At 58.9% G+C, this 25,940-nt stretch carries 22 protein-coding genes and 1 pseudogene; 11 read left to right on the plus strand and 12 right to left on the minus strand.

All coding sequences use genetic code 11. The annotated features are described in order from the left end of the window. Positions 1-22 precede the first annotated feature (22 nt). Positions 23-409: a PilZ domain-containing protein gene (locus tag ACYVB2_RS04775; protein WP_382430981.1), complete on the plus strand. Its 387-nt coding sequence runs from the start codon at positions 23-25 to the stop codon at positions 407-409. A gap of 3 nt (positions 410-412) precedes the next feature. Here ACYVB2_RS04775 and ACYVB2_RS04780 read toward each other — a convergent pair whose 3' ends face one another. From ACYVB2_RS04780 to ACYVB2_RS04795, 4 genes are all read right to left on the minus strand, one after another. Next, a complete protein-coding gene (locus ACYVB2_RS04780; protein WP_382430979.1) occupies positions 413-1,315 on the minus strand; it encodes a DMT family transporter in 903 nt (300 codons plus the stop codon). Positions 1,316-1,435: 120 nt separating this feature from the next. After that, the gene (gene lspA, locus ACYVB2_RS04785; protein WP_382430977.1) at positions 1,436-1,963 is read right to left on the minus strand and encodes a signal peptidase II; all 528 of its coding nucleotides are present in this window, start codon (positions 1,961-1,963) and stop codon (positions 1,436-1,438) included. After that, positions 1,964-4,834, minus strand: a complete 2,871-nt coding sequence (gene ileS, locus ACYVB2_RS04790) for an isoleucine--tRNA ligase (RefSeq protein WP_382430975.1) — start codon at positions 4,832-4,834, stop codon at positions 1,964-1,966. 89 nt (positions 4,835-4,923) lie between these two features. Continuing rightward, the gene (locus ACYVB2_RS04795; protein ID WP_382430973.1) at positions 4,924-5,958 is read right to left on the minus strand and encodes a bifunctional riboflavin kinase/FAD synthetase; all 1,035 of its coding nucleotides are present in this window, start codon (positions 5,956-5,958) and stop codon (positions 4,924-4,926) included. Positions 5,959-6,150: 192 nt separating this feature from the next. Between ACYVB2_RS04795 and ACYVB2_RS04800 the strand changes: the two genes are divergently transcribed. Further along, positions 6,151-7,092, plus strand: coding sequence for a bestrophin family protein (locus tag ACYVB2_RS04800; protein WP_382430971.1), 942 nt, complete (start codon positions 6,151-6,153; stop codon positions 7,090-7,092). On the opposite strand, the gene ACYVB2_RS04805 is transcribed toward ACYVB2_RS04800, so the two are convergent. Further along, a complete protein-coding gene (locus tag ACYVB2_RS04805) occupies positions 7,073-7,753 on the minus strand; it encodes a YceH family protein (RefSeq protein ID WP_382430969.1) in 681 nt (226 codons plus the stop codon). The two genes, ACYVB2_RS04800 and ACYVB2_RS04805, sit on opposite strands and share 20 nt — an antisense overlap. Before the next feature lie 20 nt (positions 7,754-7,773). Between ACYVB2_RS04805 and purN the strand changes: the two genes are divergently transcribed. After that, positions 7,774-8,355, plus strand: a complete 582-nt coding sequence (gene purN, locus ACYVB2_RS04810; protein ID WP_382430967.1) for a phosphoribosylglycinamide formyltransferase — start codon at positions 7,774-7,776, stop codon at positions 8,353-8,355. Positions 8,356-8,388: 33 nt separating this feature from the next. On the opposite strand, the gene xopAW is transcribed toward purN, so the two are convergent. Next, positions 8,389-9,426, minus strand: a complete 1,038-nt coding sequence (gene xopAW / locus ACYVB2_RS04815; RefSeq protein ID WP_382430965.1) for a XopAW family type III secretion system calcium-binding effector — start codon at positions 9,424-9,426, stop codon at positions 8,389-8,391. Positions 9,427-9,661: 235 nt separating this feature from the next. Here xopAW and ACYVB2_RS04820 point away from each other — a divergent pair, with 235 nt between their 5' ends. Together ACYVB2_RS04820 and ACYVB2_RS04825 are read left to right on the plus strand one after the other, a co-directional pair. Continuing rightward, positions 9,662-10,402 (plus strand): response regulator transcription factor, encoded by a 741-nt coding sequence (locus ACYVB2_RS04820; protein ID WP_382430963.1) that lies wholly within the window; start codon positions 9,662-9,664, stop codon positions 10,400-10,402. Continuing rightward, entirely contained in the window at positions 10,390-11,529 is a 1,140-nt protein-coding gene (locus ACYVB2_RS04825; protein WP_382430961.1) for an ATP-binding protein, read from the plus strand. The genes ACYVB2_RS04820 and ACYVB2_RS04825 overlap by 13 nt, the downstream gene beginning before the upstream one ends. Here ACYVB2_RS04825 and ACYVB2_RS04830 read toward each other — a convergent pair. Together ACYVB2_RS04830 and ACYVB2_RS04835 are read right to left on the minus strand one after the other, a co-directional pair. Further along, positions 11,491-13,161 (minus strand): hypothetical protein, encoded by a 1,671-nt coding sequence (locus tag ACYVB2_RS04830; protein WP_382430959.1) that lies wholly within the window; start codon positions 13,159-13,161, stop codon positions 11,491-11,493. The two genes, ACYVB2_RS04825 and ACYVB2_RS04830, sit on opposite strands and share 39 nt — an antisense overlap. Next, positions 13,133-15,349, minus strand: a complete 2,217-nt coding sequence (locus ACYVB2_RS04835) for a Kelch repeat-containing protein (protein ID WP_382430957.1) — start codon at positions 15,347-15,349, stop codon at positions 13,133-13,135. Before ACYVB2_RS04835 ends, ACYVB2_RS04830 begins: the two co-directional genes overlap by 29 nt. 100 nt (positions 15,350-15,449) lie before the next feature. Between ACYVB2_RS04835 and ACYVB2_RS04840 the strand changes: the two genes are divergently transcribed. Next, the gene (locus ACYVB2_RS04840; protein ID WP_382430955.1) at positions 15,450-16,772 is read left to right on the plus strand and encodes an RsmB/NOP family class I SAM-dependent RNA methyltransferase; all 1,323 of its coding nucleotides are present in this window, start codon (positions 15,450-15,452) and stop codon (positions 16,770-16,772) included. A gap of 57 nt (positions 16,773-16,829) precedes the next feature. Then, the gene (locus tag ACYVB2_RS04845; protein ID WP_382430953.1) at positions 16,830-18,725 is read left to right on the plus strand and encodes a hypothetical protein; all 1,896 of its coding nucleotides are present in this window, start codon (positions 16,830-16,832) and stop codon (positions 18,723-18,725) included. Positions 18,726-18,815: 90 nt separating this feature from the next. On the opposite strand, the gene rpmG is transcribed toward ACYVB2_RS04845, so the two are convergent. From rpmG to trxB, 3 genes are all read right to left on the minus strand, one after another. Continuing rightward, entirely contained in the window at positions 18,816-18,986 is a 171-nt protein-coding gene (gene rpmG / locus ACYVB2_RS04850) for a 50S ribosomal protein L33 (RefSeq protein ID WP_091451102.1), read from the minus strand. An 11-nt stretch (positions 18,987-18,997) separates the two neighbouring features. Then, positions 18,998-19,231 carry a 50S ribosomal protein L28 gene (gene rpmB, locus ACYVB2_RS04855; RefSeq protein WP_091451105.1) on the minus strand — a complete coding sequence of 78 codons (234 nt, stop codon included), beginning with the start codon at positions 19,229-19,231 and terminating at the stop codon, positions 18,998-19,000. A 190-nt stretch (positions 19,232-19,421) separates the two neighbouring features. Beyond that, positions 19,422-20,381, minus strand: coding sequence for a thioredoxin-disulfide reductase (gene trxB / locus ACYVB2_RS04860; RefSeq protein WP_382430950.1), 960 nt, complete (start codon positions 20,379-20,381; stop codon positions 19,422-19,424). A 197-nt stretch (positions 20,382-20,578) separates the two neighbouring features. Between trxB and ACYVB2_RS04865 the strand changes: the two genes are divergently transcribed. Further along, on the plus strand, positions 20,579-22,720 hold the full coding sequence (locus ACYVB2_RS04865) for a DNA translocase FtsK (protein WP_382430948.1): 2,142 nt from the start codon (positions 20,579-20,581) through the stop codon (positions 22,718-22,720). Between the two features lie 19 nt (positions 22,721-22,739). Continuing rightward, positions 22,740-23,381: an outer membrane lipoprotein chaperone LolA gene (gene lolA / locus ACYVB2_RS04870; protein WP_382430946.1), complete on the plus strand. Its 642-nt coding sequence runs from the start codon at positions 22,740-22,742 to the stop codon at positions 23,379-23,381. Between the two features lie 37 nt (positions 23,382-23,418). Here lolA and cutA read toward each other — a convergent pair whose 3' ends face one another. Next, positions 23,419-23,769: a divalent-cation tolerance protein CutA gene (cutA, locus tag ACYVB2_RS04875; protein ID WP_382430944.1), complete on the minus strand. Its 351-nt coding sequence runs from the start codon at positions 23,767-23,769 to the stop codon at positions 23,419-23,421. An 83-nt stretch (positions 23,770-23,852) separates the two neighbouring features. Between cutA and ACYVB2_RS04880 the strand changes: the two genes are divergently transcribed. Both ACYVB2_RS04880 and ACYVB2_RS04885 read left to right on the plus strand, forming a co-directional pair. Further along, positions 23,853-25,151 (plus strand): replication-associated recombination protein A, encoded by a 1,299-nt coding sequence (locus ACYVB2_RS04880; protein ID WP_382430942.1) that lies wholly within the window; start codon positions 23,853-23,855, stop codon positions 25,149-25,151. Between the two features lie 72 nt (positions 25,152-25,223). Further along, a pseudogene (locus ACYVB2_RS04885) lies at positions 25,224-25,898 on the plus strand (TetR/AcrR family transcriptional regulator). Positions 25,899-25,940: the final 42 nt, after the last annotated feature.

Below are 25,940 nucleotides of genomic sequence, written 5' to 3' on the forward strand. Positions count from 1 at the left end.
GTTTCATCTAATCTGAGCCGCCATGTCCCACGAACGTCGCCATTTCACCCGTGTCCACTTCGATGCCCCGGCCTTATTGAAGCTTGAGCATTCCAGCCTGCGTGTGCATGTGTTGGATCTTTCGCTCAAGGGTGCCTTGGTGGAGTTGCCTGAGGGTCGGACGGTGCCGCCGGGCACCCTGTGCCAATTGCAATTGACTTTGGCACCATCGAGCGTTCATATCACGATGTCGGTGGAAGTGGCTCGGGGCGACGAGCACCACACAGGGCTGCGCTGCCTGCACATGGATTTGGACAGCATTACCCACCTGCGCCGCTTGATCGAATGGCAGTTGGGCGATGCAGCACTGCTAGACCGGGATTTGTCGCAATTGGTGGCCGGGGCCACACGGGTTGGATACGACGACTGAATCTTAGCGCCGCGACGACACCACAATCCCGCCCACAATCAGGCTAAAAGCCAGGGCATGGTAGAGGTGGGGCGTCTCGCCCAGAAAAGCCGCCGACAGCAACGCGGCAAACAGAGGGGTCAAGTTGGCGAAAAAACCGGCCAAGCTGGGGCCAGCACGGCGCACACCAATGCCCCAAAGACAGTAGGCCAACAGGGCTGGGCCAATAGCAATAAAGGCCAACGCGGCCAGCAAGGGTGTGCCCCACACAATTGGCGTGCCCATACCACTGGCCCATTCAGCGCCTGCAAACAAGCATGACCAACCCAGACCGAACACCAACTGACCCATCAGAAAGGCTGCCCAATCGTTGCGGATGGTCGCTGGTTCAGACGTTCGCACCAGCAGCCAACTGTAGAACGCCCAAGCCACGGTAGCCAGCAGAATGAAAAAATCGCCGGGCACCAAGCGCAACGCCAGCAATTGAGCCCATTCACCCCGGCTGAGCACCACCACCACCCCTGTGATGGACAGTGCGGCTCCCGCTACCTGTCGCCGTGTGGCCGAGACGCCAAAAAACAGCGTGCCAATGGCCAGCATCCACACCGGCATGCTGGAGCCCACCAGGGTGACATTGATAGGGGTAGAGGTTTGCAGTGCCAGATACAGCAGGGCGTTGTAGCAACCAATGCCCAGCAAACCCAGCACCATGAAGCGCCGCCAGTGCGTCCATACCGGACTATTACGGCGCAGCACCCGGTGGGCCAGTGGCAGCAGCAAGACAAAAGCCAACAGCCAGCGGATGAGGTTCAACGTCATGGGGGGCACCAGATCGTTGATCAGGCGTCCCACTACTGCATTGCCTGCCCATAGCAAAGGGGCTAAGGTTAGCATGGCAGCGGTGCCAGGGGTCAGGGAGGATTTCATGGCATGGCTGGTGCTGACCTGTGTTCACAGGCCAACACCAAGAAGGGGTCAAAAGAAGAACGCTGTCCCGCGTGGGGGCAGCAGTGTCACTGGCATTATCGGGACAGAGCCGAATGGATGTCAGCGTGCTGCGCGAGCCCTTAGAAACTCATCCAGAATCAGCAACACGGCTCCCACCGTGATGCCCATATCGGCAATATTGAAGGCAGGAAAATGGCCGCCATAAAACAGGCCAGACAAAAAATCCCAATGAAAGTCCAAAAAGTCCACCACATAGCCGTGGATGACCCGGTCGATGACATTGCCAATGGCACCACCCAAAATGCTCGCTAAGGCAAAGGCAAACAGTTTTTGCCCTGGATGCTGGCGCAGTTGCCAAACAATGAACACGGTAGCCACCACACCAATGCCCGTGAACAGCCACCGCTGCCATCCGCCCGCCTGTGCCAGAAAGGAGAAGGCAGCGCCCGTATTGTGCGCCCGCACAATGTTAAAAAAATGGGTGATGGGAGTGGAATCACCCAATTGGTAAGCACCCAAAATCATGGCCTTGGTGATTTGGTCGGCCAGCAGCAACAGCAGCGCCCAGCCCAACCAAGGCCAGAGGGTGCCGCCTGTGGGGCGGCCCAACTCAAATGCAGAACCCATTTAGGCGTGGGCCCGGTGCTCGCCGGTACCGTGCAGATTGCTGGTGCAGCGGCCACAGAGAGTGGGGTGGACTGCATCGTGGCCCACGTCTTCGCGGTAGTGCCAGCAGCGTTCGCACTTGGCATCGGTGCTGGCGCTCACTTGGGCCGCATAGGCATCGCCTGCCTGCAGCTCGATATGCGAGGTGATGAAGACAAACTTCAAATCCTCGCCCAGGCTGACCAGCAGGGCATGGTCTTCGGGCGGAACCGTCAGCACCACCTTGGCTTGGAGTGAGGAGCCCACCTGACCGGCAGCGCGCACCACTTCAATGTCTTTGTTCACCAGATTGCGGATGGCCCGGATGCGCTCCCACTTGTCGAGCAAGCCTTCGTCGGTGGTTGTGCCCACGCCGATGCTGCCGTAGGTTTCCAAAAAGATAGATTCAGACTGGCCGAACACCTTCCAGGCTTCTTCGGCGGTAAAGCTGAGGAACGGAGCCATCCAGCGCAGCATGGCGTGCGTGATGTGCCAGAGTGCGGTTTGGGCACTGCGGCGGGCCAAGCTCTTGGGTGCCGTGGTATAGAGCCGGTCTTTCAGCACATCCAGATAGAAACCCCCCAGGTCTTCCGAGCAATACAGTTGCAACTTGGCCACGACCGGATGGAATTCATACACCTTGTAGTGCGCCAACACTTCTTGCTGGAATTGGGTGGCACGCATCAGCGCGTAGCGGTCAATCTCTAGCAATTGCTCAAACGGCACCGCATCTTGCGCTGGGTTAAAGTCACTGACGTTGGCCAGCAAGAAACGCAGGGTGTTGCGGATGCGGCGGTAAGAATCGACCACACGGGCCAAGATTTTGTCGTCAATCGCCAAGTCGCCCGAATAATCGGTCGAGGCGCACCACAGACGGATGATTTCTGCCCCCATCTTGCCACTGACTTCTTGCGGCGAGACGGTGTTGCCCAAGGACTTGCTCATCTTTTTGCCTTGGCCGTCTACGGTAAAGCCGTGCGTGAGCAGTCCACGGTAAGGAGCGCGGCCATAGATGGCACTGGCCAGCAGCAGCGAGCTGTGGAACCAGCCCCGGTGCTGGTCGTGGCCTTCGAGGTAGAGGTCGGCCTCGGGGCCGCTGTCGTGGTGCATATCGGGATGGGTGCCGCGCATTACATGCCAGAAGGTGGAGCCAGAATCGAACCACACTTCCAAAATGTCGGTGCTCTTGGTGTAGTGCGGTGCGTCTTCAGCGCCCAAAATCTCTTCGGTTGTCACGCGGCTCCAAGCCTCGATACCGCCTTGTTCGATGATCTCTGCAGCCTGATCGATGATTTCCATCGTGCGTGGATGCAGCTCGCCCGAATCTTGGTGCAGGAAGAACGGCAGTGGCACGCCCCAAGAGCGTTGGCGCGAGATGCACCAGTCGGGCCGACCAGCAATCATGTCGCGCAGGCGGGCTTTGCCATTGGCGGGGTAAAAATGGGTGTGCTCAATGGCGTTGAGGGCGGTGGCGCGCAGTGTGCTTTCGGCCTTGTCGCTGGTGAATACGCCTTCGCCCTCGTCCATACGCACAAACCATTGGGCCGCAGCGCGGTAAATGACCGGGGTTTTGTGCCGCCAGCAGTGTGGGTAGCTGTGGGTGATGGTTTGCGTTGCCAACAAGCGCCCGGCATCGCGCAGGGCTTGCAGCACCACGGGTACGGCTTTCCAGATGTGCAGGCCGCCAAACAACGGGAAGTCGGCGGCGTAGCAGCCATTGCCTTGCACGGGGTTCAGGATGTCGTCGTATTTCAGGCCGTGGGCAATGCAGGAGTTAAAGTCATCCACACCATAAGCGGGGGCGGAGTGGACGATACCCGTGCCATCGCTGGCGGTGGCGTAGTCGGCCAGATAAACGGGCGACAAGCGGCGGTAGCCGTAGCTGCCATCGGGGTTGGCCACGTCGTACAGCGGGTGCTCAAACTCCAGTGCATCCAGCCTTTGGCCGGGCACGGTCGCTAGCACTTGGCCGGTCAAGCCCCAGCGTTGCAGGCAGGCATCGACCAACTGCGCCGCCACAATGAACTGGCCGCGTTCGGTTTGCACCAGTGCATAGGGCAGCTCTGGGTTCAGGTTCAGGGCTTGGTTGGCCGGAATTGTCCAAGCAGTGGTCGTCCAGATGACGATAAAGGCTTCTGGCTGCACCGCAGGCAGGCCAAACGCAGCCGCTAGGCGGGCTGGGTCGTGGGCTTTGAAGGCCACGTCCAGCGTTTCGCTCTTTTTGTCTTGGTATTCAATTTCAAACTCGGCCAAGGAGCTGCCGCAGTCAAAGCACCAATAGACCGGCTTGAGGCCACGATAGACATAGCCGCGCTCCATCACGCGCTTGAGGGCACGCAATTCGCCTGCCTCGTTGGCAAAGTTCATGGTTTTGTAGGGCTTGTCCCACTGCCCCAGCACCCCCAGCCGCTTGAAGTCTTGCATTTGCTGGGCGATTTGCTCGGTGGCAAAGGCACGGCTCTTGGCCTGCATTTCGTCGCGCGGCAGGTTGCGGCCATGCAGTTTTTCGATGGCGTTTTCAATCGGCAGGCCGTGGCAGTCCCAGCCGGGCACATATTGCGCGTCGTAACCTTCCAGCTGGCGGGCTTTGGTGATCATGTCTTTGAGGACTTTGTTCACCGCATGGCCGATGTGGATTTGGCCGTTGGCGTAGGGCGGGCCATCGTGCAAGATGAACTTGGGCTTACCACTGCGGGCGTCGCGTAGTTTTTGGTAGATACCTTTGTCTTCCCATTCCTTCACCCAAGCTGGTTCGCGTTTGGGCAGGTCGCCACGCATCGGAAAGGGGGTGTCGGGCAGGTTCAGGGTGCTGCGGTAGTCGGTGGCAGCGGTGGATTTTTGGGTGTCTGACATAGCAAAAATTTTGGAGAAATACGATAGACGCAGCCTAAACGGGGCTGTTTAGGTAGCGCAGCAAAGGGGAGGGCGGGCAAAGCAGCCCGTCAAATTCGGTCGCGGGTGGTTTGGCGGCGGGTTTGGGCATGGGTGGCAAACCAAGCGCGCGCGTCGGCGCAGTCGCGCGCAATGCCCGCCGTGAGGGCATCGAAGCTGTCGTATTTGAGCTCGTCGTGCAGTTTGTGCAGCAGTTCCACCCGGGCAATTTTACCGTAGCCCCCCTCGGCTCCGAGGGAGCTGGGCCATTCTAGACAGTGGGTTTCTAGCAGCACTCGGCCCCCGTTGACATCGTTGGGGTCGAGGGAGGGGCGGATGCCCAAATTGGCCACGCCGGGCAAGGGGGTATCGCTGAGGCCATGTACCCATACGGTAAAGATGCCACTGGCGGCAGGCTTCCAATGGGCAAAGCGTAAATTGAGTGTGCGAAAGCCATCATCGGCCTGGCTGTGGCTGGCGCCCAGCGCACGCCCCAGCTTGCGCCCATGCACTACGTGGCCCGAAATCGTGTAGGGCCGTCCCAGCAGTTGCGCTGCATCCTGCATCCGGCCCGCCAGCAGCGCCTCCCGCACCGCAGAGCTGGAGACGCGCAGGCCGTGGACTTCGTAGCTGAGCATCCGGGCCACATCAAAGCCCTGTTCTGCGCCTACGGCATCTAGCAGGGCATAGTCCCCGGCGCGTTGGGCACCAAAGCGGAAATCATCGCCCACCAACACATAACGTGCCCCTAAACCGGCGACGAGCACTTGGTCAATAAAGGCTTGCGGTGGTTGGGTTGCCAAGCGGGCATCAAACGGCAGAATGACGGTTTGATCGACACCGCAGCGTTCTAGCTCGGTGAGCTTGTCACGCAGCGTGCCAATGCGGGCCGGGGCCAGTTCGGGCCGGTGCAAAGCGCCAGCAAAATAGTCGCGCGGGTGGGGCTCAAAGGTCAGCACGCAACTGGGCACGCCCCGGTGCCGGGCCTCGTTTTGCAGCAGTGCCAGCATGGCCTGGTGGCCCCGGTGTACGCCATCAAAGTTGCCCATTGTCAGGGCACAGGCGGGTGCGATGCCAGGGTGGCGGAAACCGCGAAAAATCTTCATGGAGGGGAGTTCTTTGCAAAGGTGCCCTATACCTGCTGGTGCGGCAGTGGCGGCCCCGGAGGCTCGAAAAGGGCTTATTGTCGCCCAGCCTGTGCGGCTTGGTACGTAGGACATTCAGTATCTGGTGCGCAAAATGCTGTCCAACATGCTCCAATGCAGTCCCTTTGCTGTTTCTTTCAGGATGGGATTCTGATGATCGTTCGTGATCGCCCCGCCGGTTGGCGCCTGTTTCTGGCCGTGCGCGGCTCGGTGTTGCAGCGCATACGCTTTACCTTGTTGCTCAACATTTTGCTGGCTACTTTGGTGACTTTGGCGCATGGCAACCTCTTTACACTCAAAATCACGCTGACTGCGATTCCATTCACGTTGATTGGCTTGCCGTTGGCGATCTTTCTGGGGTTTCGCAACACCACCGCCTATGACCGCTACTGGGAAGCACGAAAGTTGTGGGGTGAGTTGGTGCTGCGCACCCGCTCCCTCACGCGCCAGTGCCAGAGCCTGATCCATTTGCCCCAAGCACTGGACTACCGCCAGCGTGAGAGCGATGTGCGTGTGCGCATGGTGCACCGGGCGATTGCTTTTGTCCATGCGCTGCGCTTGCAATTGCGGGGCCAGAAAGATGATGCGTTGCTGCAAAATTGGCTCACGCCTGCCGAATGGGCACAGGTGCAGCACCGCTCCAATGTGGCCGATGCACTGATGCAAGCGATGGGGCGCGATCTGGGCGAGTGTGTGCGCCAAAAGCAGATTGACCCAGCTTTGGCGGTGCCATTGGATCAGACCTTCTCGGCCATGACGGCGGCGGCAGCTTCGTGTGAGCGCATCAAGTTCACGCCGATTCCGTTCTCTTATACGCTGCTGCTGCACCGCACGGCCTACATGTACTGTTTCTTGCTGCCGTTTGGGTTGGTAGATGTGACTGGCTTTATGACGCCGTTTGTTGTTGGCATTGTCGCTTATACCTTTTTTGGTCTGGATGCTTTGGGCGATGAGATTGAGGAGCCATTTGGCTTGGAGAGCAACGATTTGCCCCTAGACACACTGTGCCGCAGCATGGAAATTATGTTGCGTGAGTCGTTGGGAGAGACGCAGTTGCCTCCCCCGCTGCTGCCGGTCAATTTTCGGCTGACGTAGGCCCAGGCAGGCCCAGTTCGTTGCACAGGCGCTCTACGGTGGCCTGCAAGGCTGCCACTTGGGCCTCTAGGGTGGCTACCCGTGCTTGTAATGCGGGGGCTGTGTTGTCAGCACTGCCGCCTGGGCTGGCGCTGCTGGTATCGACGGGGCCACACAGCAGATGTGCCCAGCGTTGTTCTCTGGCGCCGGGAGCGCGTGGCAACTGCACCACCAGCGGGCCGCCTTTCTCGCTGCTGCGCTCTTGCAGCTCATCCAAAAAGGCCTCGACCGAAGAAATATCGGCAAAGCGATACCAGCGTTCGGCATTGATGCGCAACTCACCGGCTGTTTGCGGGCCACGCAGCATCAGCAAGCCCAACAGCACTGCCGATTGTTCGGGCACCCCAATACCGCGCTGAAAATTGTGTTCCCAGCGTGTCGTGCGTCCACCGCTGCTATGAAACACCAAAGACAGGTGTTTGAGTTCATCCAGTGCTTCTTGGGCTTGGGCTTCGCTCACATTCATCACGGGGTCGCGCGTGGTTTTCTGGTTGCAGCCCAGCACCAAGCTGTTGAGCGTGAGTGGGTAGCTGTCGGGCACCGTGCGGGCTTTTTCCATCAGGGTTGCCAGCACACGGGCTTGCACAGCAGTCAGGGGGTGGGTGGTCGGATCAAAGGGCATGGCGGGGATAATCCAAAGCAATGAAAAACATCGTGATTTTGATTTCGGGGGGTGGCTCCAATATGGCCGCCATTGTGCGCGCAGCGCAGCAACAAGACTGGGCTACGCGCCTAAGGGCGCGGGTGGCAGTGGTCATCAGCAACAAGGCTGATGCCAAAGGGTTGGAGCTGGCCCGTGCGCAAGGTATTGCCACGGAAGTGCTAGACCACAAACAATTTGACAGCCGCGAGGGCTTTGATACGGCGCTGGCTACGTTGATTGACCAGTACGATCCGGCCCTGGTGGTACTGGCTGGGTTTATGCGTATTTTGACGCCCGGTTTTGTTGAGCACTACGCGGGGCGGTTGCTCAACATCCATCCTTCGCTGTTGCCCGCTTTTACCGGCTTGCACACACACCAGCGTGCGTTGGATGCTGGCTGTAAGTTTGCGGGGGCCAGCGTACACCAAGTCACGGCAGAGTTGGATGTGGGCCCGATTGTCGATCAGGCGGTGGTGCCGGTGCTGCCTGACGATACCGCCGACACCTTGGCGGCACGGGTGCTGACCCAAGAGCATGTGTTGTACCCCAGGGCCATTGCACAATGGTTGTCGTCGCGTTAGTCGCTACCCCCATTCCGAGGGGTGGCACCCCGCTCAAGCCAACAGATTGACGGTGTTGCCTTGGGTGGTTGTGCTGGACAAATTGTTCGCCACAGCCGCATATTGGCGTTGTGCCAACTGGGCCAGTTGCAATAAATCTTGGCGTACTTCCTCATTCAGCGGGTTGCGCTGTGTGCCACGGGTGTTGTCCGCATCGGTCTGGCTGGTGTTGCTCTGGCTGTTGAGTTGTGCAATAAAGGCCTCTCCTTCGCTGCTGCTGATGGTGTTGTCGCCATCGGTATCGATGGCGCTGAACAGGGTGGAGGCGGCTTCTTGGGTGTCTTGCACACTCTCTTGGAGGCTTGCCACAGCCCGCTCGGCGGCAGAGACCACGCCGTCCTCGTTGGTGTCGAGTTCGTCGTAGCTGGTGCTGTCGGTTGCGGTGGAGTTGGCACCGGGGGCAGGCGGTGGCATTCCGCCGGGTGGGGGCGGCATACCTGCGGCAGGGGAGTCACCCGCCACCTGTTGTTGGCCCCCAGAAGGGCGGCCCGCATCAAATTCTGCTGGGGTCAGGTTGCCATCACTATCGGTATCGAGCTGACTAAAGACCTCATCGGAGCTAACGCTTGTTTGGCTGGCAGTGCCCCCAGACATTTTTTCCAGCAGCCCCTGTAATTCCTCTTGGCTGACGGCACCATCGCCATTGCTGTCTACCTTGCCAAACAGGTCATCCCCCTCCTCTTGGCTGGCCGCCTCCGTAGACAGGCCACGCGATTGGGCAAATTCCATGGTGGAGGGGGGTGGCAGCACGCTTTGAAGGGTGTTGTCGAGTTCATCACCGCTGAGGCTGCCATCGCCATTGGCATCGTTGCTGGCGAGCAAATCGGCAGCACTGGAGGTGCTGCTGGCACCTGTTTTCTGGGCTACATCACTGAGCAACCCTTCCAGTTCGGTGGCATCGATGCCACCGCTTTGGTCTTGGTCAAATTTGTTTTGCAGGCGTTCGGACAACCGTCCTGGTTGCGGTTGCGCATTGCTGCGCTGCGCGTAGGTGTGAGACCATGCGCTGCTGACGCCACTGATGCTTGTCATTGTCGGTTCCTTTCATTCCATGAAGGGCTGGCGCATGACCTGCGTCAGCCTGAGAGGCATTGTTGGAACTGCCGGTAAACCCAGTTTGTCCTGTTTGTACCAAGGTTGATACGAAAGCCGGTTTCAGCCTCCTAACAGCTTGTAAAACACCCACCATTTCGGGGGATGGCTGGGGGGCATGCCTTGCCTATACTGCCGTTTTGCTTTGTTTGGCAGCTTGTGCTGCCACCTGCCCATGTCCCATATCTTGGTGGTGGATGACGATGAAGACATCACCACGCTGCTGACCCAGTACCTCAACCGTTTTGGTTTCACGGCCCATGCAGCCAGTGATGGCTGGTCTATGCGCGCACAACTGGCAGCGCACCCGATTGATTTGGTGGTGCTGGACATCATGTTGCCCGGCACCGATGGCATTACCTTGGCGCGTGAGCTGCGGGCGCGCTCACAATTGCCCATCATCATCTTGACGGCGCGGGCCAATCCCTACGATTGTGTGTTGGGGTTAGAGATGGGGGCCGATGATTACATGGGCAAGCCCTTTGAACCACGGGAGTTGGTGGCACGTATCCAGACGGTGCTGCGTCGTGCGGTTGCCACAGGGGCCAGCTCTGGGGGCGCTGTAGGAGGCGGTGCAGATGCTGTGGTGCGTTTTGATGGTTGGACGCTGCATGGCATGGAGCGCCATTTGGTGTCACCCCAAGGGGTGGTGGTGCCTTTGTCGAATGCCGAATTTCGCCTGCTGTGTACCTTTTTGCGCCGACCGCGTTGCATCTTGGGGCGCGATCAGTTGATGGAAGAGGCCAGAGGACGCGCAATGGACATGCTAGACCGCAGCATTGATCTCTTGGTGTCCCGATTGCGGCATAAGCTGGCTGATGATTCGCGCGAGCCTGCCATGATCAAAACGGTACGTGGTGCAGGCTATTTGTTCAATAGCCAGACGGTGCAAGGGCCAGTGGCATGGCTGCGTTGAGTGCCACCCGTTGCTACCGGGGCGTGCAGCAGGTGCTGGCGCATTTGCTGCCTGCAACTTTGTTTGGCCGTTTGGCAGCCTTGCTATTTGTGGCAGTGTTGAGCAGCCATGCCCTGGCTATCACACTGTTGTTCGAGTTGCGTCCCGAGCCTGGGCCAGGGGCACCGGGCCGACCGCCGTTGCATGTGGCCCATCCGGGCCATCCTCCACCCCCCGGTTGGAGCGCCCCACCGCCCCACCCCGGCAAGCCGCCTGAGCCACCGGGGCGGGGGTTTCCCGCAGGGCTGTTGCTGGATGTGGGGGTGCGTCTGGCCGCTTTGATGGCTGCCGCTTGGGTAGGGGCGCGCTGGCTGTCGCAACCCCTGCACCATCTGGCCGCAGCGGCACGGGATTTGGGGCAAGACATTCACCGCCCGCCCTTGCCCGAAGTGGGCCCGCTGGAATGCCGTGAGGCCAGCCGGGTCTTTAACCAGATGCAGGCGCGCATTTGCCAACAATTACAAGAACGTGACCGTTTTGTGGCGGCTGTGTCGCACGACCTTCGCACCCCATTGACCCGTTTGCGCTTGCGGGCCGAATGTCTGGGAGATGATGCGCAGCGCCGCCTCTTGAGCCGCGACATCGCAGAAATGGATGCCATGATTGCCGCCACCCTAGACCATTTGGGCGGGGGGGCTCAAGCCGAGCCTTGGGTGCTGGTAGATGTGCAGGCTTTGATAGAGAGTCTGGCCGATGACCAGCAGGCCTGTGGACACACTGTGACAGTGCAAGGAAAGGCGGTTCCACTGCGGGTACAGGCCAGCGCCTTGCGCCGTTGTATGGACAATTTGGTGGGCAATGCCATTCGTTATGGTGGTAGTGCGCAGATCGTGCTGCACGATACCGTTACGGCCCTCACCATTGAAGTGCGAGACCACGGCCCCGGTCTGCCAGACACCGAGTTAGAACGGGTGCTGGCTCCCTTTTACCGTGTCGAAACCTCGCGCAACCGCCATACTGGGGGTGTTGGGCTGGGTTTGGCCATCGCCAACGACATTGTTCAGCGCCATCGGGGCATGCTCGAATTGCGCAATGCAGAAGGCGGCGGGTTACTGGCCCGTGTGGAGCTGCCTCGCAGTGGAGCCTGACTGCGTTTTTCGCAGGGGAGCCTTGCAGAGTTTCCAAGGGTCTTGGGGTGGTGGGCGGGTGATGTCAGTCCAGCCAGTGCAAAGCCAGCTGTGGTTTTTTATCCTTACCAGATGCTTGGTGGAATGCTGGGATGCAGCCAGAGGCAGGTAGGTGCGTAACTGGGCCAGAGCCGCCGTGTGGCCTTGGGCGTATTGCTGCGCAATCCACTGTTGGGGCAGTGCCTTGCAGGTATCGCGGCCTTGTTGCATTCTTTCCAAAGACCAAGCCAGTGCCATCATCGGGGGCACCCACTGGAGCAGCCGTTCAGGCAAGACACAATCTGCTGCCGAGGCATGGTCGCGTGCCCAGTCCCGTACTGCCGCTTGCAAGGCCGAGGGCCATTCAGGGCTTGCACGAAAACTACGCCACGGGTCGGAGGGTGGGAATGAAGTGCCCACCACATCCAAAGGCATTTGTCCGATATACACAGCCCCCAGTGCTTGCTGTGCCAAGGCTTGGGTCAGTATGTGGTCGATGGTGGTACGCAGCTCGCGCATGCCATGCTGAGGCCAACTGGTGGCGCTGTGGCTCAGTACCTGCAAGCGAATGCCCAAGTAGATCATCTGCCGTGCAATGGCCGTATGGGCTGCTAGCAGTGTGTGGCGGTCGGCATCGTCTAGCGGATGGCCCTTGTCTCGCACCCGTTGTAACCATTGTGCTGTGGGGAGTGGCATCTGCTCTGGGGTAAAGGCCAGAGCGGTCTTATCCAAAATGGCAGGCCATTGTGGATGGCGGGGGTTCAGGGAGGCCAAGGCATACATCAAGTGCAAGCAACTGTCTGGCCCTTTGCCATCACAACCTTGGCGCAGCAACAGGCGAGAGAATTTCTGTTCTAGCACTGCCGCAATTTGGTGCCCGTAGTCGGTGTCGGGGCTATGGCTCCAACGGCCTGGGCCGTGGGCGGGGGTGCTTTTGCGCACACAGATACCAAAATCAAAACTGTTGGGCATTTCCCAACCCATGTTGCTGCGCATGGCCCACAGCATGGGGTCTTGGGCATAGATATGCCAAACCGGGCGGGACAGACAATCCATCATGATCATGGTGGCCGCGGCCTCGGTGGCCCAAGAGGCATCGGCCCGGTAGACCTGCAAACTGGGCAGATGGGTGCCCCACTGAGGATCGATAGGCTGGCCGGGCTGGCGCTCTGGAAACAGCATGGCCCACAGCGCCAGTGCCTCTGAGGGGCGCTCGAAGGTCAGTAAATTCCATGCCCCGGCTTGGTCGATCAGCGGCTCCTTGGTTTGAGCAGTCAAGGCTGCAAAGGCTGGCATCTGGAGCATCCGGCGCAGCCGGTCGGGGTCTAAAAACTCCCACGGCCCATCTACGGGGTCTTCGCGCCTGCCTCGGTGGCGGCGCTTGGATTCAATCACCGCCGCGTCAAACTCCAGTGCAGACAAAGGCTGCAAGCTGGTCATCACCGCCATTCCCACGGGCGTCTGGGCGATGGCAGGGGGGGGTGGCTCTGGCAGTGCAGAAGATGCTTGTGCCCACGCGCTCATACCATCTGCCAGTAGCAGTACCAAACCAGCCAGCCACCAGCGCAGCCGGGGCCAAGGCAGATCAGCGTGCCTGCGGGTAGGGAACCACATGGAATCTCTCCTGAGAGCGCACCAACAGGCGCTGTGGGGTCAGGGGCAACACATAGTCTGGGGCCAACTCACGCTGGGGCCAAGGCCCAGAGACCTGCCAACGCTGGCGAACGTCATCCCAGATCAAGCTGCGGCGGTCAAAAACATTGGTGAACAAATACACCCGGTTGCCAGCTGCCACCATGTTGGTGATGCGGAAATTGCCCACCCCCGTTGGGGGCAGTGGTAAGGGGGGCAAACGGCTCCAGCGGCGCAGCCTTCGGTCAGCGATTTCTGCTTGGTAGCCAGAGTCCGCAAACTGGGTTTTGAGCGATAGTTTGAAGATGCGCCCATTGTGGAGCTGTACCGCCATACCGCCGGGGTAATGGGCTGGCGGGCCTGAGCGCCAACGTTGCGTTCGTTCGTCCAGCAGCAGGGTACTGCGCAAGGGGGTTGTATGGTTCGATTGCCCCCCTACCACAGCCACGAGCCTACCCTGTGCTGTTGCAGGCAGTTCTAGCAATGTGGCTTGGGTGCGGTGTTGTGGTAGGGGCAGTACCTCTTGGGGAGGCCCACCAGCGTGCCAACGCATCAGCCGCACAGGTGCAGGGGCTTGTCCTTCCGGGGGGCGCTGCCAAGGGTTGCCTGCCTCCAGATACCACACGTTGCCATTGCGCCGCCGCAGCACATCGTGCCGGGGCCACTGGCTTACCACATCCGAGTTGCCTGTATCCCAATGCCAGCCGTGGGCAAAGTGGATGCGCAAGTCGGGCACTGTTTCCCAACGGTCTTGGGCCGGAAAATAACGAAACGAGGGCATCGCCTCTTGTTGGCTGCATGGCTCGCCCCATGACGAAGGGGCACAGCCGGTGGGCGCACCACCAAAGTAGAGCACGCTGCGGTCGGCCAGTTCTAGCCCCGATAAGTAAGCTATGGGCCAATGCATAGGGGCGGCGCTGTGGGCTTGCCGTTGCGAGGTGTCAATCCGTTGTACCCGGTTGCTTGGTGACCATTGCTGCCCCGCGCCTGCCAGCAACACCCCACCGTGGTGCTGTCGGACAACACCAAACCGACCGTGAGCACTGAGCAGGTGTCCACGGTCGGGTTTGGTTTGCTGGTCTAGCTTATACACCTCCCCGTTATCAAACCCCAACACCAGCGCCTGCCCGTTCGCCAAGGGAGCCACCCGAGGCCAGGGCGATTCTGGGAAATTTTGCCGAGATCGTACCCAGCGCAGGCTTTGTGGGTCTAAAAACTCAATGAAGGTCTTGTGCGTACGCACCGGCAGATCATCCAGCCCCAAGGCGTGCAAATGTCTGGGGGCAGAGGCGCTCTCGCCCGTTAGCTCTATGGGTGTCCAATGTTGGGCTGTTGCATCCCAAACCATAGGCGGCCCCAGTGTGGGGTGGGTACTGTCGTTCTGGCGATTCCATTCGGCTTGCGACACCAGCACGCGGCCATCGGGCAAGCGGTGGTGCTGAATGCGCAGCTCAGGCAGGTTGCGCATGGCATTGGGCGGATGGGTGAGCTTCCATGCACAGGCATCGGCATCAAAATACACCGGGTGGTGGGTGGGGGTGTTCGGTAGACTCCCCCAGTCTTCAATCTGCCCACGCACACCGTGGGCCTGCAGGCGTTGGCGCAGCGCCTCGGTGGGTGTGGATACCCAATGCAGTTGGCGATGATTCAGGGCCAGCACCTTAGCGGCTCGGTGCGCGGGCTGGGTGCTGCCGTATGCCGTAGGCGGTTGCTGGCACACCAGGGCGTGTTGGGCGTCTAGCGGCACAAGGGCATGAATCCGAACATTCTGTGCCTGTGGCAGGGGCAGCGAGAAAGCCTGCTGTTGCGTATCCCACCACACCACTACATCGGTCGATTGATCCTGTGCGTCATGGCTGCGGCCTACCACCAGCCTGCCTGCTCCCAAGGGTGCCCATATCTCTTTGAGCGCATGGTGGGCAGGCCAACTAGGCACCGTGCTGAATGTGTGGGTGGGCACATCCCAGCGCCGCATTCCCTGGCGGGTAAAGAGCAGAAACTGGTCTTGCCCCAGCGGCACATAATCGGGGTTGAGCGGATTGGGCCAAGCAATATGGGCATATACCGAGGCTTGTTCTCGTGGTGCAGGGGCACCGTCCCCATGCGCCAGTGGCAGCAGGGCCATGCTGCACAGCAACAAACAGTGGCTCCAGCGTGGGGATAGGGGCACGGCATCGCTCCTGGGGCGTGGCAGACCATCCATCCTAACGGGTGGTGATGATGATGCTAGGGGCGGGAGGGCTATCTCCTTATCAGGGACAATCACCCCCATGCATCCGAAAGCCCTTATTGAAGCCTGTACCGAACTGGTGCGGCTCACCCTTACCTTTGAACACCCAGCCGATGCCGTGGTGTCGCGGTTTTTCCGTGATCACCGGGGCTTGGGCCAGCGCGAGCGTGCGGCATTGGCCGAAACCGTTTATACGGTATTACGCAAGAAACTTTTGTTTGACCACATGGCCCCTTCCGGCTCTGGCCCGCGTGAGCGACGGCTGGCCATCTTGGGCTTTGCCCACTGGCAAGACGAGGAGGCACGGCGCACCCACCCTCAGGCTGTGCACGGTGCCCGTGATTTTTTGCATGCCGCCTTGAATGAGCGTGAAAAACAATGGCTCATCCAATGCGATGCTGTGCGCGACGATGAGTTGATGGAGCGCCACCGCCACAACCTGCCCGATTGGCTGGCACAGCCACTGAAACTGCAAGTGGGAGAAGGCTTTTGGCCACTGGTGCGGGCACTGTCGTGCAGTGCGCCATTGGATTTGCGGGTCAACGTCTTGAAAGACAAACGCGCCGATGTGCAGCGAGAGTTGGCACAGGCGGGTATAGCTTCGGTAGAAACCCCTTATTCCCCTTGGGGGTTGCGTGTGGTGGGCAAGCCTGCGTTGACCAAGTTGCCCGCCTTTGTGCGTGGCGCGATTGAAGTGCAAGATGAAGGATCGCAACTGCTGGCGCTGCTGCTCGATGCCAAGCGTGGCGAGATGGTGGTAGATTTTTGCGCTGGTGCGGGCGGCAAAACACTAGCGATTGGTGCCACCATGCGCAGCACTGGGCGCTTGTATGCTTTTGATGTGTCGGCGCACCGGCTGGATGCGCTCAAGCCACGACTGGCGCGCAGCGGACTGTCTAACGTGCATCCAGCCGCCATTGCCCATGAGCGTGATGAACGTGTCAAACGCCTGACGGGCAAGATTGACCGTGTTCTGGTCGATGCCCCCTGTTCTGGCCTAGGCACCCTGCGCCGCAATCCCGACTTGAAATGGCGCCAAACCCCTAAAGCCGTGCAGGAGCTAGAGGTCAAACAGGCGGCCATCTTGGCCAGTGCTGCACGCTTGGTCAAACCCGGTGGGCGTTTGGTCTATGCGACCTGTAGCGTGCTGCCCGAAGAAAATGAACGCATTGCCCAAGCCTTTGCGGCTGCACACCCCGACTTTGTGGCACTGGATGCCGGCCAAGTGTTGGCACAGCTCAAAGTCGATGCGGCGGCCAGTTTGTGCAGCGGTGGTGACACGGGCACGCAGTATGTGCGTCTGTGGCCGCACCTGCACCAAACTGATGGTTTTTTTGCCGCAGTCTGGGTCAGAAAAGGCTGAGTTACCCACGCTAAACGGCAATTCTTGCTCAAATTGCGTGCGGCGCACGCCTGATCAATGACCGCAGACCTCTTGAGCGTCCACGCCACCTTCGCTGCCCTCATGGCATTGCTCCAGTGGGTGGGGTTCATGCCCTTGCTGTGGCCTTGGCTAGCCCCCACGGCATTGGGGCGACAGCTGGGGTTTGTGCCTGCCTTGGGCCTTGGGATGTGTCTTGGGTTGCTGGCAAATTTCCAGACTTTCTTCTTTGCCGTGGCCGTGGGGCAGGGGGCTTTGCCGGCTTGGGCGTTGCCTACCATTGCCGCTGCTCTCACGTTCGTGGCGTGGGCTTGGCTCGTGCGCCGTTTCCGGCATGTACACCTGGGTATGCCAGCCACCCCTGCAAAAGGCCGCTGGTATCGGCACGCACTGGCGATGGCCGCTGTTGCTATTGCCCTGGCCCTGCTCGCCCAAGATATTGCCCGTGGCGTGCCCGGTGTGTTTGAGGCTTGGGATGCCCTTGTCAGTTGGAATCGCTGGGCTACAGAATGGCATCGCCACGTTCCGCCCATCTATACGATGGGCTATCCACAACTGTTGCCGACGGCTCTGGCGGGGCTGTATGGATGGATCGATCCGGATGCTGCGCAGCCGGTGGCCCGACTCTTCATACTGCTGTTTCCAGTTTTGCCTTGTTTGCTTTTGGTGGATGGGTATCGGCGTTGGCGTGACGATGCCTTTTTGTGGGGGTGTGCTGCTTGGCTGGTTTTGCTGCGTTTCGCGTTCCGCGGCATGGCCGACTCCGGCTATGCGGATGTGCCCGTGGCCTGCTTTGTTTCGCTTACAGCCTATCTGCTCCTGCTTGGCTATCGTGGCAGCATAGATCGCAGTATGGCGCTGACGCTGGCGGCCATTGCCGCCGCTGCTGCACTGTTGACCAAGCAGCCGGGCGGTATTGCATGGCTGTGGTGGCTAGGCGCAGCGGCTGCGATGTGGCTGCGCCGTCAGGTGCCGTGGTCATCAATTGCGTTTAAGGCGTTGCTTTTTTTGGCGCTTGCCGCCCCGTGGTATCTGTATACCGCTTGGCGCATTCGCATGGGGGTCGATGTGACAAACATTGGCTACCTCGTTGGCATTATCCATGCAGATCGGAACTGGATACAGCGTATCGGCCATGCTTTGCAAGGGCCGCTGATGGACGCATTCGCTGGTTTTGGTTCTGCAACTACTGCTGCTGGTGTGGTCACTGTCCTGTTGGCGATGGCCTGCATGAGGGTGGATGGTCGGCGTTTGGTGCTTGGCCTGTGTCTACCGTATTTGTTGTTGTGGGCCAGCTTGTTCTCTTATGACAGTCGCAATCTCTTGCCCGTCATGGTGCCTGTGGCCCTTGCTTTGGGGTTTGGCGTGCAGTGGTTACTCGACCAATGGGACAAAGTGCTTCCTGTCACAGTCGCTGCAGACGGCGGTGGTCTAGTGAACTGGCCTTTGTCTGGGGTTGGCCGATGGATGTCTTTTGGTGTGCTAACCGTGGCTGCTGTGCTGGCTTGGGTGGCCCCTTGGAGCATCGAAGACTTCCGTCAAAGGCAGCACTCGTTGCAGCAGGCGGCTGATGATCCGGCGTTGAACCGCTATCTGCTGGACTATGCACGCGACCCCGGATTCGGGGGGCTGGTGTTGACCACCTATGCCCCCATGCTGATGATGGAGGAGTTGAGGCGCCATACCCCACCGCTTACAGACAACCCCAACCTAGCGCCAGTGTTAAGCCAAGCCTTGGTGCAAGGACGCCCTTGGTGCGAATTGCAGGCCATCTCGCCAAGATTTTCCCAAATTCGCTATTTGCTGTTGCACCGTTTTCTTCTGCTGCCCATGATCGAAGCATCCCAAGCGGATGGCTCGCTGCGTATCGTCCATGAGCAGGGCGCCTTGCGGCTGATGCGTGTCGGCTGTCCTAGCATCGATGCCAAGGATTGAACGCTCAGTAAAGAGAGGACTGGCAACGAAAAAAGGCTGCCGGGTCATGGTGTACCGGGCAGCCTTTTGGAGAAGGTAGAGGCAGAAGTATTACTTCAGCTTCATCTCTTTGTATTCGACGTGCTTGCGAGCTTTAGGATCAAATTTCATGATCAGCATCTTCTCGGGCGTGGTCTTCTTGTTTTTGGTGGTGGTGTAGAAGTGGCCAGTACCCGCAGTGGATTCCAGCTTGATCTTGTCGCGTCCGCCTTTGCTTGCCATGGTGCTTCTCCTTAAGCCTGACCACGTGCGCGCAGGTCTGCGAGCACCGATTCAATACCGTTCTTGTCGATCAAACGCAGGGCTGCGCTCGAAACACGCAGGCGCACCCAGCGGTTTTCCGACTCAACCCAGAAACGGCGGTATTGCAGGTTCGGCAGGAACCGGCGCTTGGTTTTGTTGTTGGCATGGGAAACATTGTTCCCGACCATGGGCTTCTTGCCCGTGACGTCACATACGCGTGCCATAAGGACACTCCGATCATTTGGAACGGTTGGCCACTGCGGGGCGGCTGCCTTGCGGCACCTGCCTGGTGGCTCAACCTCACCTCGCCAGAAGGGTGGCGGTAACCCGATTGCCATGGTTATCAAAACCCCGGCTTTGTCTGCAAGAGACTGGGCCAGTTTTGGCAAAGCCTAGGATTATAACCCGTGCGCTTTAAACGGGTGGGTTTTGTTCCAAGAAACGTTGGGCATCCAGTGCAGCCATGCAGCCGGTGCCCGCGCTGGTGATGGCTTGGCGGTAGATATGGTCTTGCACGTCCCCGGCGGCAAAAATGCCAGGTACGCTGGTTTGTGTGGCAAAGCCATTGCGCCCGCCTTGGGTCACAACGTAGCCGTTGTCCAGCTCCAGTTGGCCTTGGAAAATGTCGGTATTGGGGGCATGGCCGATGGCAATAAAGCAGCCTTGCAGGGCAATGTCTTCGCTGTGGCCGTCTTGGGTGCTTTGGATGCGAATGCCAGTGACGCCACTTTGGTCGCCCAGCACTTCCTGTAGGGTAAAGAAAGTTTTGAGTTCAATTTTGCCCGCAGCCACCTTTTCCATCAGCTTGTCGATCAAGATGGGTTCGGCCTTGAACTTGTCGCGCCGATGCACCAGCGTGACTTTGCGCGCAATGTTGGACAGGTACAGGGCTTCTTCCACCGCCGTGTTGCCGCCACCGACCACGCAGACATCTTGCTCGCGGTAAAAGAAACCATCACAGGTGGCGCAGCCCGAAACCCCCCGACCCATAAATTCTTGCTCCGAGGGCAGGCCCAAGTATTTGGCCGAAGCGCCGGTGGCAATGATCAGGGCATCGCAGGTGTAAGTGCCGCTGTCGCCTGTCAAGGTAAAGGGGCGTTTGGAAAAGTCTACTTGGTTGATATGGTCAAAAATGATTTGTGCCTTGAATCGCTCGGCATGTTCCAGAAAACGCTGCATCAATTCTGGGCCTTGCACGCCATGCACATCGGCAGGCCAGTTGTCCACCTCGGTGGTGGTGGTGAGCTGTCCACCCTGCGCCATGCCAGTGATGAGCACCGGGTTCAAGTTGGCGCGGGCAGCATAAATAGCAGCGGTATAACCGGCAGGGCCGGAACCAAGGATCAGGACTTGGGCGTGTGAGGTGCTGGACATAGGGCTTAAAAGTTCAGATTCATGCGATTACACAGAGGTGCAAGTATCATGCAACTTGGCCGTCTTGCTGATGGCATGCTTTGCATGGCATTCATTGAAAACGACAATAGCCGTAATGGCAGCGCAATGCTGGTCGGCGGGGTCGGCTTCTGCGCCATATGTCGTTGCATCATCGGGTAAGCTTCGCCCGCACGCCCATGACCTATTCATCCAACACCCTGAATGCTTCTCCCCCTGGCAAATCTGCACTGCGCACAGGCATTGCCCGGCTAGGCCATGAGGTCTCGCTGCTGGCCGGTGCGTTGGCACTGGTGCTCTGGCTGCTGACGCTGCTGAGTTATTCGCCACTGGACATGGCCTGGTCTACTTCTGGGGCCGGAGATGGATTGGTGCGCAACCGTCTGGGTCGGGCAGGTGCTTGGCTGGCCGATGTCAGTTATTTTTCTCTGGGTTTTTCGGTGTGGTGGTGTTTGGTGGCGGGAGCCTTTGTTTGGCTGTCGTCTTTGGCCCGGCGCTTGCGCGGTGACGAGTTGCTGGCCGATGAGCTGTCGCTCAAAGAAGTATTGGCCCGTCGTGCCCGCTTTTGGGGTGGGTTGGCGTTGTTGTTGTGCGCCAGTGCAGGGCTAGAGTGGTCGCGTCTGTATCATTTTGAGTCGTTGTTGCCAGGCCATGCAGGTGGTGTGTTGGGCTACATCGTTGGGCCAGCCACCATGCGGTGGTTGGGCTTTGATGGCTCGGGTCTGCTGGGTTTTGCATTGGCGGTGCTGGGTGCCGCACAGGTGTTTCATTTCTCTTGGACGCGTTTGGCCGAGGGTTTGGGCGCACGCCTCGACGCTGTGGTGCAATTGGGGCGCGTCCGTCGCGAAGAGGCCAAAGATATTGCTGAGGGCAAACGTGCAGCCCGTTTGCGTGAAGAAGTGGTGCATGAAGAACGCATCGAGTTGGAAGAGCACCATCCACAGCCCCTGAAAATCATTGATCCAGAACAAGCGGCGCCGCGCTGGGTGGATCCGGCCCCAGACTCTGCACCGGCTCCCTTGATGAGGGAGCGGTCGGAAGCCCCAGCAATGGATCGCCCCCGCACGGGCCTGCCACCATTGACCTTGCTAGAGACCGCAGTGGTGCGGCAGGAGGCCGTCTCTTCCGACACACTCGAGATGACCAGTCGTCTCATTGAAAAGAAGCTTCGGGATTTTGGCGTCGAGGTGACTGTGGCTGCGGCCATGCCTGGGCCGGTGGTGACCCGCTACGAAATCAAACTCGCCCCCGACGTACTGCCCATACAAATTGTGGAGTTGGCCCGTGATTTGGCGCGCGCTCTGAGTCTGGTGTCTATTCGGGTGGTAGAAACCATTGTGGGCAAAGACCATATGGCGTTGGAGTTGCCCAACGTCAAACGCCAAAGTATTCGTTTAACCGAGATTTTGGCATCGGCAGCCTTTCGGGAGCATACCTCCTTACTGGCGTTGGCCTTGGGCAAAGATATTGTGGGCCACCCAGTGGTTGCTGATTTGGCCAAAATGCCCCATGTTTTGCTGGCGGGCACCGCCGATTCTGGCAAGGCTATGGGCCTGCATGCCATGCTGCTGAGTGTGCTCTATAAGGCCGAGCCTGCGGATGTGCGCCTACTGCTGATCGATCCCAAGATGCTGGAGATGTCCCTTTATGCCCATATTCCGCATCTGTTGGCCCCTGTCGTGACCGATATGCGCCAGGCAGCCCGTGGTTTGAACTGGTGCGTGACAGAAATGGAGCGCCGCTACCGGCTCATGGGCAAGTTGGGGGTACGCAATCTGGCGGCTTATAACGCCAAGATTGATGCCGCCGAGGCCCGTGATGAGTGCATTCTCAATCCGTTGGTGGCAGATTTTTCGGAGCCCGAGCCTTTAGGGCACTTGCCCCACATTGTGGTGGTGGTCGATGAGCTGGCAGATCTGATGCTGGTGGCGGGAAAGAAAACCGAGGAATTGATCGCACGTTTGGCACAAAAAGCCCGTGCCACGGGTATCCATCTGATCTTGTCTACCCATCGACCAGGCACTGAGGTCATTACGGCTTTGATCAAGGCCAATATACCTACCCGCATGGCTTTCCAAGTCAGCAGCAAGACCGACAGCCGAGCCATTCTCGATCAGACTGGGGCAGAAACCCTGCTGGGGATGGGAGACATGTTGTATGTGATGGCTGGCGCCGGTGTGCCAACACGGGTGCATGGCGCGTTGGTTTCTGCCGACGAAGTCCACCGCGTAGTGGCGTTCTTAAAGTCTCAGGGGCGGCCTGTGTATGTGCCCGGTGTGCTGGATGAGCCACTGGCACCAGATGAGACCGTCGGTTTTTAAGTGTCTGTTGCCCATGCCGATGAAAAAGATACTGACTGCATTCGTCTTGCTGGTGGGCATTCCATCGGCGATGGCCGACGGGTTGAAAAGCCTTGACGTATTCTTGCGGGGAACCCAAACGGGGCGAGCAGACTTTACCCAGGTAGTGACTTCCCCTGGCAAAGATGGGCAGGCAGCGCGCAGCAAGACATCCAGTGGCACCTTTGAATTCCAGCGTCCAGGGCGTTTTCGCTTTGTTTACCAGAAGCCGTTTTTGCAAACCATTGTGGCCGACGGTCAAAGTCTGTGGCTCTACGATGCCGATTTGAACCAAGTCACGCAACGTGCCCAGGCGCAGGCCTTGGGTAGCGCACCAGCAGCTTTATTGGCTGCTGCCCCCGACTTGAAGGCTTTGCGCATGGATTTTCTGTTAGAGGTCAGTCCGGCACCTCAAGGTGAAGAAAATCTGGAGTGGGTGCTGGCCCGCCCCAAGAGCAAAGAGGGCCAATTGCAAAGTGTGCGCATTGGTTTTGCTGGGGAACAATTGGCTGCACTGGAAATTCTGGACAGCTTTGGACAGCGTTCCATGATCCGGTTTTCACAGGTGCAAACCAATCCGGTATTGCCCGCTGCTACCTTCCAGTTCAAGCCCCCCGCAGGGGCGGATGTATTGCGTCAGTAACAGCAGGCTATTGCCGGTGTTGGGTCTGAGGAGAGTGTCAGACAGAGAGCACGGCTGGTTTGCAGTGGGACTGTACCCAGTCACCATAGGCTGGTTCAATAGCCTCCACAGCGACGGCATGAATGGCTGGTAAATCGTAACTGTGCAGTGCCTGAATGGCTGATTGCACCTGGGCATACAGGTGGCGCTGGGTTTTGAACAGAATGCGCCATTCGGTATCGTGTTGTACCCTTCCTTCCCAAGGGTAAAAGCTCTCAATGGCACTGATTTGTGCGCAGGCCACCAGCTGTTGTTCGACCAAGCTGCGGGCCATCTGGCGGGCCAGTTCGGCGCTACCTACAGTAGTCACCACCATCAAAAATGGATCTGCGGACAGGTGTGGGGTCATGTGCAGTGTCAGAAAAATAAATGACATACCTGAAGAACAGGTGGGGGGTTGGATAATGCCCGTTTTTTCTGCGTTTGCTTGCCATGCCCACGTCTTCTGCACACACCCCACTGGCCGAAGTCCTGCGCCCCCAAACTTTGGATGACGTGGTTGGACAGTCCCATCTGTTGGGGCAGGGCAAACCACTCAGATTGGCTTTTCAATCAGGAAAACCCCATTCCATGATTTTGTGGGGGCCGCCAGGGGTGGGCAAGACCACCTTGGCCCGGCTCATGGCGACTGCTTTTCAGTGCGAATTCATTGCGTTGTCTGCGGTGTTTTCTGGCGTCAAAGACATTCGAGCGGCGATGGAGCGGGCAGAACAGCATCTGGCAAGCGGCCAGCACACACTGCTGTTCGTGGACGAAATTCACCGGTTTAATAAGTCCCAGCAAGATGCCCTGCTTCCCTATGCCGAAAGTGGTTTGGTGACGTTTATTGGTGCCACTACAGAGAATCCTTCCTTTGAAGTTAACTCGGCTTTGCTCTCTCGTGCCCAGGTCTATGTGCTCAAGCCACTCACTGACGGGGAGTTGAAGCAGCTGTGGCAACGCGCACACACCATTGCACCCAGCGCCCTGGAGTGGGATGCTGCGGCCCAAGACACCCTGATCGCTTATGCCGACGGTGATGCCCGACGGCTCCTGAATTTGCTGGAACAATGCCAAACGGCTGCCTATGCGGCTGGGGTTACCCAGATCAATGCGGCTTTTATCCAAAATGCACTGACCCTCAACAGTCGGCGTTTTGACAAGGGCGGAGACAGTTTCTATGACCAGATCTCGGCGCTACACAAGTCTGTGCGTGGTTCCCACCCCGATGCTGCGCTTTACTGGTTCTGTCGCATGCTGGACGGCGGTGCCGACCCTCGCTATGTGGCCCGGCGCATAGTTCGCATGGCTTGGGAGGATATTGGGCTCGCAGATCCTAGGGCGATGCAGATAGCCAACGAGGCTGCCCTGACCTATGAGCGATTGGGTAGCCCAGAAGGGGAGTTGGCGTTGGCGCAGGCCGTGATCTATCTGGCGGTGGCGGCCAAAAGCAATGCAGGATACGCGGCCTACCAGCAGGCACGGGCCTTTGTGCAGCGGGACAAGAGCCGTGAAGTGCCTGTGCATTTGCGCAATGCGCCCACCCAACTCATGAAAGAACAGGGCTATGGGCAGGCATACCGTTACGCCCATGATGAACCCCATGCCTATGCGGCAGCAGCCACCTATTTGCCAGATGGTATGGCAGAGCCTGGTTGGTATCAACCAGTGCCCAGAGGGCTGGAAATCAAGATCCAAGAGAAGTTGGCCCGCTTGAAAAAGTGGGATCAAGACGCGGGCGGGAAGGCGTAAAAAAACGATTGCAGCAGTTGTGCCTTCTTTCTATCATTCAAGCGAACGTATGAATGATAGAGAGTGAGTGTGATGGAAATTCGGCAGGTAGATACGCGTGAACGCATTCTCGACGCGGCGGAGCGTTTGTTCATGGAACAGGGCTACGATGGCACGTCGATGCGCCAGATTACCAGTGGAGCCGCGGTGAATCTGGCCGCAGTCAATTACCATTTTGGTTCCAAGGGGGCACTGATGCAGGAGGTGTTCCGACGCCGCTTGGCATGGCTCAATGAAGAGCGCCTGCGTGTGCTGGATGAAATGGAAAGTGCGGCTGCAGGCAAGCCCTTGAAGCCGTCACAGATCGTGGACGGTTTTTTTGGCACCTTGTTGCGCATGGCCGAAAATCAGCAGCATGGTGGCGTGACTTTTCTGCGTTTGCTGGGCCGCACGTTAACCGATCCTTCCGAGTTCATCCGTACCTTTATGGCGCATGAGTATGGGGCGGTGGTAGAACGCTAGAAAGAGGCCTTATTCAAGGCGCTGCCAGATGTGCCCAAGGCCGAGATTGTCTGGCGCTTCCACTTTATGTTGGGGGCCACCTCTTACGCCATTGCTGGAACCGATGGCTTGCGCTTGGTGACCGACTGGCAGATTGAACCCGAAGATTCGATTGATCGCATTGATCGGTTGTTGCCTCGCCTTCTCTCTTTTTTGCTGGGTGGCTTGCGCGCACCGCTGCCGCAATTTGCCCCGATAGAGCATTGATCGCTGCCTAGTGCTCTCCCCCTCCAGCGTGACGGGGGAGCT

Source organism: Giesbergeria giesbergeri (genome assembly GCF_054779375.1).